This window comes from Xenorhabdus miraniensis (assembly GCF_002632615.1).
Genome location: NZ_NITZ01000051.1, coordinates 1 through 8084 on the forward strand (window position 1 = coordinate 1; position 8084 = coordinate 8084).

Sequence of the window (8084 nt, forward strand, 5' to 3'; positions counted from 1 at the left end):
AAAGCGAAAACGTCAACCAGCCCCAAGGCAAGTGCTCTGCAAAGCACCGCGTTACCCTTATAAAAAGAGAACCGCTCGTGCTTAAGCGAGCGGTATTACAGCAACGCATCCCGTTTTATCTGCTTATCCACCATCTCACCTGTATGGAAATCAACCACATGCAACTGGATGACGTGTTTTGCGATATCTAATCCCACCGGTATATAATTCATCTCATGGCTCCTCCAGTATTCGGATGCGGAATGCATCTCAATCCAGGCACTATGATGCCCTAAACCTGAGGGGAGCCACTCCTTTACATCTCTGGCTTCTCACCGCAGGTCAAATATTGGTGGGAAGTGCTCATCTTATTTTCCTCCTTTTTGCAACACTCATTTTTGATGAATTTTTGGCTTGCTTAAATCTATCCGGCGTCACTATAGGCAAGGAGCCTGCGCCTCGATGAGTTCCGCGCCTGATGAACCTTAAAGCTGTGCCGGCTTCAAGGAGCCAATTTTTATGTTAGGTTTCTCATCAGGCCGGTAGGCCATTCATGTCATCAATTATCAGTCTTCGCAAAACCAGTGGGGTAACATTTAGGAGAGTATAAAAAACTGTGGGGTACTTGAGTTATTTGTCTGTAAAATGGGCAATTCAACTGGGCTATTACCTATTAATGACCCATGAATACTTATACCGTTAAGTGGCTCTCCGCCAAGTTAGCCCTCTGGTTTAGGTTGCCAGATTAGACTGCTTTAACTGCTTTACCGCATAAGTGCCCCACGGTTTTTTATGCTCTACTATTAATTGCTATTTTTGCCCATCCCCCGATAAGGTTCAAAGTTGATGAGGAAAAAAATGGGTACTCAGTTAGCGCTAAGATTTTAATACTCTTTTGCCGTGTTCCCTGAGTTCCCCATCTGGCCCGACATACTTATAGAGAGCTTGTCTGCTAATCCCAAGCTCTTCACATAATTCAGATACGCTACAATCTCTACTCTTCATGGAAGCTTGTGCCAGGCGAACCTGAGATTTTGTGAGTTTAAAAGAACGTCCGCCTTCACGTCCTCTTGCTCTGGCCGCTGCCAGCCCTGCTTTTGTTCGTTCACTGATCAACTCCCGTTCAAATTCGGCCAGCGCGGCAAAAATCCCAAAGACCAATTTGCCACTGGCCGTCGTCGTATCAATTTCTGCACCTTGCCCGGTCAGTACCTTAAATCCGATTTTTCGATCCGCCAGATCATGGATAGTATTCACCAGGTGTTTTAAGCTTCGGCCAAGCCTGTCAAGCTTCCATACCATTAACACATCGCCAGCCCTGAGGGCTTTCAAACAGGCATCCAATCCAGGACGTTTGTCTGACTTCCCTGATATTTCATCCTGATAAATATTTTCTTTATTAACACCGGCAGCAAGTAAAGCATCCAGTTGGAGATCCTGCACCTGACTTCCATCAGATTTGGAGACACGGGTATACCCAATTCGCATGAACGACCTATTTTAATTGTTTAAGTTTTTCAATGGATTTGTTTTCTATCAGGATCTTCATTTGACTGACCGCAACGCGATTCAGCTTTTGGAACCTGTCGTTTGCAGAGAGGCCTTGCTCGATAAGTTCAGCATTGAAGCTTTCTAAATTAGATAACACGACAAGCTGTTCCAGTGTGGCATAGTCCCGTATATTGCCTTTTAGTTCCGGGTTCTCTTTACGCCAGTCGCTGGCTGTTTTGCCAAACAAAGCCAGATTCAATATATCGGCCTCATTAGCGTAAGCAAAGTTTCTTGCTTTTGGATTAAGCTCCAGGGCGGGAATAATGTTCGTTTTTATTGACTCTGTATGAATATGATAGTTGACCTTGGCCAGAGTGCGCGAAACATTCCATTCCAGATTTTTCTGTTCATTTTCTGCTTGTTTGAGCCGTTGGAATTCTTTTAATAGATAGAGCTTAAACTCCGCGCTGATCCAGGAAGCAAACTCAAAAGCAATATCCCGATGCGCATAAGTTCCGCCATATCTGCCCGCTTTCGAAATGATCCCGATTGCATTGGTGGTTGTGATCCAGCGTTTTGGCGTGAGAGAGAAACTGTTTGCGCCCGCTTCATGTTTAAATCCATCGAATTCGATGGAATTAAAATCGGGATTATGGAGCTGTTCCCACAAACCGATAAACTCAATGGTACTGCGGTTTCTCATCCAGTTTTGCAGAATGTAATCACCGCGGTCGCCATCTTTGTACTTAGCGATGTCAGATAGCGATATATAGTCATCTTGTTTGTCGGAAAAGACAGAGACTTTTATACCCCGAACATCAATTTTTTGCGCCATAAACCTTTCTTCTCGCTTTTGGTGTGTCAGTTAAACGAAGGTTTAATTGACAGCCTTGTTTTAGCCTAAATACGGATGGAAAGATGTAATATAAACTGTATATGAATCTATGTCTATTAAAGGTAGTAAGGAAAAGATAAAGTGACATATTCAATGTCACCCTACCATATTAAGAATTAAAAAAATGAATACCAATAAAAAGCGCCTGACTATATTGACTCAACCTGAAATTCAGGACTATTTTGGCCTGCCTCGATTTACTTTGGAGGAACGAGAATACTATTTCACCTTATCCGATACGGAGCATCAGATAATACCGCAAGGTTGGTCTGTTAACTCCAGAGTGAACTTCATTCTTATGCTTGGGTATTTTAAATCCAGGAAAATATTCTTTACCTACACGCGGGAAGATGTCATCACGGATATCTCTTATATTCTGGCTTGCCATTTCCCTGATCATTCTGCCGCCAATATAAAAGTTCCAGGCAAGACGACCCGGATACAACTGCAAAGACTTATTTGCCAGCATCTGAATTATCAACGCTATGGCAGTGTCATGGCAGAACAATTAGCTGAACTGGCCGCACGGGTTGTTAAAAGATCAGCTAAGCCTGTGTTTATCTTGCGGGCATTGTTAAGTCACCTCAATAAAAATCAGATCATTCCCCCTGCGTACAGTACTTTTCAGGATTTGATTGGACGATGTTTATCGGATGAGAGGAGGCGTATCTGTGAGCAATTAAAATCAGATCTTAATCCTGATGTGGAAGAGGCACTCACAAATTTATTATCTGAAGAATCAGGGGGTCTGCACTGGATAACCCAACTAAAAAAGGCACTAAGGGACTTTAGTTATACCGAAATTGTCAGAGAATCCACCTGGGTAAAGCAACTCAGTCCCCTTTATGAATTTGCCTGTCAGTGGTTACCCTCACTTTGCATATCAAATGAAAGCATCCGCTATTACGCAACACTGATTGAATATTATTCAGTTTATAAGCTTCGGCGATTTGACCCTTTGATCGCTTATTTTTATCTTCTTTGCTACACCTACCATCGAACGCATGTCATCAATGACAATCTGGTCGAAGCCTTTATTTGCCATGTCCGCCAGTATGAAGAAGCCGCTAAACTGTTTGCTAAAGATATGGTGTATAAAAGGAAGTCTCAAGCGAATGAAGATATCAAGGCCACGGGTAAAATATTGGGCTTTTTCTTGAACCCCGATATCACTGACAATGTCTCTTTTGGTGAGATACGAACCAAAGCATTTCAGTTGTTGAACAGGGAACAAATGGAGATAGTAACCCTCTTTATCGGGTCATCAGGCTTTGATGAAGAGGAGTTTCATTGGCAACACTTGGATACCTTGTCGGCCGCCTTTAAAAAGAATCTGCGTCAAATTATCCGGGTACTGGACTTTAGTAGTCATACCGATGAGTCAGGACTTCTTGAAGCCGCAATCTTTGTCCAAACTTGTCTTAGGGACGGAAAAATTTTGCGGCGAATACCCGACAAAGATTTCCCTGTTAATTTTTTAACTAAATCCCTTCAAAAATACCTTTACAGCCGGGCAAAATCACCTCAACTCATTCCTGATCGATATGAATTTGCCGTATACAGGATGCTTAAAACAGCCTTTGAATCAGGGGACATTTTTAACCAGAACACCACTAAATATCGAAGTTTTACAGACGACTTAATTCCCATGAACAGGTGGAAAGCCGACAAACAAAGTGTCCTGAATGACCTAGATCTGCCCGTATTACAAAGACCAATATCCCAAACTTTGCAAGAACTTAAAGATGAGCTTGAAGAAAAACTACAACATGTAAATCAAAGGATAATCAGCCGAAAAAATAAGGACGTTAAATTTAACAATTACCGTAAAGGCCGTACCGTTAACTGGACTCTGCCTTATAAAAAGGAAGAAGATGAAGATAATCATCGTTTTTATCATCTTGTGCCAACGATCAGCATCGCTAATTTATTAAGCTATGTGGAGAAAAAGACAGGATTTTTAGCGGGTTTCAATCATGTTTTAGGCAGATATACTAAAGGCAACCAGGATAAAAAGTCACTTATTGCCTGTATTATTGCCTTTGGCACCAATATGAGCCTGGGCAGGATGGGCGAGATTTCTGACATAAGTCATCAGGTGCTACAAATGACATATCAAAACTTCTTCCGACTGGAAACGTTAAAGGAGTCCAATGATATGGTCGCTAATGCGACCGCCAAATTATCTATTTTCCGACACTACGATACTGAGTCGGATGTGATCCACTCCAGCAGTGATGGGCAACGGTTTGAGAGCCAAAGAAATACAGCCAACGCAAGATATGCATCAAAATACTTCGGTCTTAAAAAAGGAATTTCAGCGTTAACACTGGTCGGTAATTATGTGCCAATCAATGCAAAAGTAATAGGCACCCATGAGCACGAGAGTTATTTTGTGTTCGACCTCCTTTACAATAATACGACAGAGATAGATCCCGATCGCCACTCTGTAGATACCCACGGCACTAATCAGGTTAACTTTTGGATTTTATACGCGTTTGGCTATCAGTTTGCCCCACGTTATAAAAATTTTCCAACAAAAACAGAGGGTATCATTGGGTTTGAGCCGCCAGGGAAATACAGTGAAGAGTTCCTTATTAAGCCTATTCGTAAAGTGAATGAAGAACGGATTATCGAAGAGTGGCCAAATATTCAACATATAATGGCTTCTCTTGGTCAGAAGGAAACGACGCAATCATCCATTGTTAGGAAATTAAGCTCTTATGCCCGACAAAATAAAACAAAAAAAGCGTTGTGGGAGCTGGATAATATTATAAGAAGCATCTATATGCTCGACTATATTGATAATAAATCCCTGCGCCAATACGTTGCCAAAGCATTAAACCGTGGTGAAGCTTACCACCGATTGAAAAAAGCGATAGCGCATGTCAACGGGGGAAAAATGAATGTAAAAAGTGAAAATGAACAACATATTATCCACGAATGTACCCGACTCATAGCCAATGCAGTTATTTATTTCAACGCAGAACTCTTGTCCAGTTTGCTTGAGAGAGGTGATCCTGACGGTTTATTTGAGATGGGACAGCTGGGTAAAATATCGCCAGTGGCGTGGCAACACATTAATTTCTACGGTCGATTTGAGTTTAATGACATAGCGACAACATTTAGCGTTGGTTAATTCGTCAAGTCGATTGACCTGAAGACATTATTTACAGATTAAAGTCATAAACAGTGGAAGGGCTTGAAAAGTAACTTTGAACCCTATCGGGGGGTGGGCAAAAATAGCCTAATTTCGAGAGTATAAAAAACTGTGGGGCACTTGAGTTATTTGTCTGTAAAATGGGCAATTCAACTGGGCTATTACCTATTAATGACCCATGAATACTTATACCGTTAAGTGGCTCTCCGCCAAGTTAGCCCTCTGGTTTAGGTTGCCAAATTAGACTGCTTTACCGCATAAGTGCCCCACGGTTTTTTATGCTCTACAATTTGATGCTAAGCCCGCTGAAATCAGGGCGTTATTTAACAATCAGCTCGATCCGGTTCGCACGGCAGAATTGCGCGACAGGATGTTGGCGGTTGGGCTACCAATATGATGAATTTCATTTGCAGTTATTGTGAGCTGGTCGAAATGAAATGCGAGCCGGAAAAGATAAATGCAAGCCCATTTGCAGTTAGCGCGAGCCCGTGGGGATTTTCATTTGCAATTAATTTGGGCCAAAAAACGGATAAATGCGAGTCCGGCTGTTTTCGATTGCGAGTCGTTACACATAATCATAAAATTTTCTAGTAAAACCCCGTTTAGGATGTATCCATACATCCTAAACGGGGCAGATAATACAAAACAGCTATAACTCAAGGCGCTCCAACCATTATGTTTTACGGCACATAGACAAAACTTTTACACCGTAAAAATGCCTCTTTTACCGCTTTAGCAAGCTCTTCATCAGTAGCATCGTGTGGAAGAGAGATATCATCATCATCAGAAATACCTTTCCCTCCCCACGTCTCCAGTTTTTCATGTGCCCAGGGTGAAATGGTTAGTTTACCGTCGAATAATTTCACGCCACATTTATTCATTTTTTTAAATAATGCTCGTTTGGTTTTATATCCGCCTTTTTCCAAAGCTTCAGCAATCCAATTTTTGTAGCGGATATTAAGCATATCATGGGAAAAAAAATGTTTATCGTATGGATCTACGAGACGGCTTTGAGATAATGCCTGTCGAACAGCTTCACTTAATTCTTTATCAGAGACATCATTAGGTAAGTAGATGGCTTCTGTTTCACTATCTATTGCCAATAAACGATAACCAGACATTGTGATTATACAATAAAAATCTTTGTTAAAATAAATAGATGCATTTAATCCTTGACCAATATCATCAATCATGGCGTACCTCCTTTCACAATAGTGACTTTGACATCGATACTCTTCTCAGCAGCATAACCAATCGACTTATGAATTTCAGCCCATTGCGCTGAGGTGGTTTTCTCAGGAACAGCAAGATACAGTGTTTTTTGTTTAATCATATCAGCTGTTATTTCCACACCACCTTTAGTTGCTTGATCAAATTTAACCATCTCATTGATATAATGGTCTAATAGGTTACTTATTTGTTTAGGATCTTGTATTCTCGCTTTTGTCATGGTGTCTAGTGTTTTTACACTGAGTGCCTGCCCTGTTGGTGCAATATAATAGTCAAACACTTTAGAGCCATAAGGTAAACGGACCTCGGCTGGCAGCTTTAATTCTTTCCCCACAAAATCCTCAAACGGATATCCTTGTTTGTAATTACCTTCTCCCCACGCCATTGGTGTCTTACTGCCATCTTTTTCAAGTCGATAGACATTTTTGATATTGACTATCCCTTCGGCATTTTTCAAACCAGAAAATTTACCGAGAGATTTGAGTGTATTTGTTGTTGCACTGACACCACCTTTTACCAACATCAACATCCCTATCACCTTCGTAGTTAATTTTCCGGCTTCCACTCCGGCCTTATAGGCACCAGCCACACCTCCACGCTCATATTCCGCCTGAAGATCTCTCAGTCGGTAGGAGAGATCTACTCTTTCTGCCTCATAAATTGTATACATCATACTATCACTATCAATCAGGTTTTTTATCGCCTGTAACGTCTCTTTATAATTGGCAGCCGCCCCTAGAAGAGCTACTACAGTATCATAAAGTTCAACAGGAACTCCTGACACAAATCCCGCAAGTGCAGCACCGTCCTGATTCGTACTTGTTAGTCCCCATTTAATATGAATCAGTGCCTTATTAAACGCATTAGGTTCAGCGGCCAGTTCTTTGTCCCGTAATGCTGCTTGATGATGAGTGAGATAATTATAGCGGAAAGTGTTCTCAGCCGCCGTCGCACCGCTATATGCTCCTCCCGGTTTTCCTGTAAACACAGCGCCGGCAAAACCGCCTAAAACTTGAGATATTCTCGCCTGTGCCTCTGCGGTACGTTTCCATTCTTCGGGTCTAATCATATTTTCACCGAGAGAAATTGCCGCCAATTCAGCCGCCAGAACACCGACAACCGCACCTTGAGCATTCCCTCTGGCAATCTCTGCACTGATGCCTGAAACTACAGCATGGCTGAGTACCTTTCCTGGGGCGCCCAAAATTTCTCCCTTATCACCAATTAGCTTAGATGGTGTCGTCATGAATAAATTCATGTAATAATAACTCTTTATTACATGAATGGATGACTTTAATCATGAGTAAACCCACACACCGCCGTCACGAT

Annotated in this window: 5 protein-coding genes and 1 pseudogene; 2 read left to right on the plus strand and 4 right to left on the minus strand. The window is 41.8% G+C overall.

The annotated features are described in order from the left end of the window. Positions 1–855: 855 nt before the first annotated feature. Together Xmir_RS21525 and Xmir_RS21530 are read right to left on the minus strand one after the other, a co-directional pair. Positions 856–1467, minus strand: a complete 612-nt coding sequence (locus Xmir_RS21525) for a recombinase family protein (protein ID WP_023043657.1) — start codon at positions 1465–1467, stop codon at positions 856–858. A gap of 7 nt (positions 1468–1474) precedes the next feature. Further along, positions 1475–2305, minus strand: a complete 831-nt coding sequence (locus Xmir_RS21530) for a KilA-N domain-containing protein (RefSeq protein ID WP_023043658.1) — start codon at positions 2303–2305, stop codon at positions 1475–1477. 184 nt (positions 2306–2489) lie between these two features. Between Xmir_RS21530 and Xmir_RS21535 the strand changes: the two genes are divergently transcribed. Further along, complete coding sequence (locus tag Xmir_RS21535; RefSeq protein ID WP_099116042.1) at positions 2490–5504, plus strand: Tn3 family transposase; 3015 nt, start codon at positions 2490–2492, stop codon at positions 5502–5504. A 307-nt stretch (positions 5505–5811) separates the two neighbouring features. Then, positions 5812–5922, plus strand: a pseudogene (locus tag Xmir_RS29710) (hypothetical protein); the annotation flags it as partial. 283 nt (positions 5923–6205) lie between these two features. Here Xmir_RS29710 and Xmir_RS21545 read toward each other — a convergent pair. Both Xmir_RS21545 and Xmir_RS21550 read right to left on the minus strand, forming a co-directional pair. Further along, positions 6206–6718: a contact-dependent growth inhibition system immunity protein gene (locus Xmir_RS21545; RefSeq protein ID WP_099116044.1), complete on the minus strand. Its 513-nt coding sequence runs from the start codon at positions 6716–6718 to the stop codon at positions 6206–6208. Continuing rightward, on the minus strand, positions 6715–8001 hold the full coding sequence (locus tag Xmir_RS21550) for an endonuclease toxin domain-containing protein (RefSeq protein WP_244171016.1): 1287 nt from the start codon (positions 7999–8001) through the stop codon (positions 6715–6717). Before Xmir_RS21550 ends, Xmir_RS21545 begins: the two co-directional genes overlap by 4 nt. Positions 8002–8084 lie beyond the last annotated feature (83 nt).

Excerpts from the sequence above, each read along its gene's own strand:
- Xmir_RS21525 (WP_023043657.1), bottom strand. The coding sequence starts at position 1,467 with ATGCGAATTGGGTATACCCGTGTCTCCAAATCTGATGGAAGTCAGGTG.
- Xmir_RS21530 (WP_023043658.1), bottom strand. The coding sequence starts at position 2,305 with ATGGCGCAAAAAATTGATGTTCGGGGTATAAAAGTCTCTGTCTTTTCC.
- Xmir_RS21535 (WP_099116042.1), top strand. The coding sequence starts at position 2,490 with ATGAATACCAATAAAAAGCGCCTGACTATATTGACTCAACCTGAAATT.
- Xmir_RS21545 (WP_099116044.1), bottom strand. The coding sequence starts at position 6,718 with ATGATTGATGATATTGGTCAAGGATTAAATGCATCTATTTATTTTAAC.
- Xmir_RS21550 (WP_244171016.1), bottom strand. The coding sequence starts at position 8,001 with ATGACGACACCATCTAAGCTAATTGGTGATAAGGGAGAAATTTTGGGC.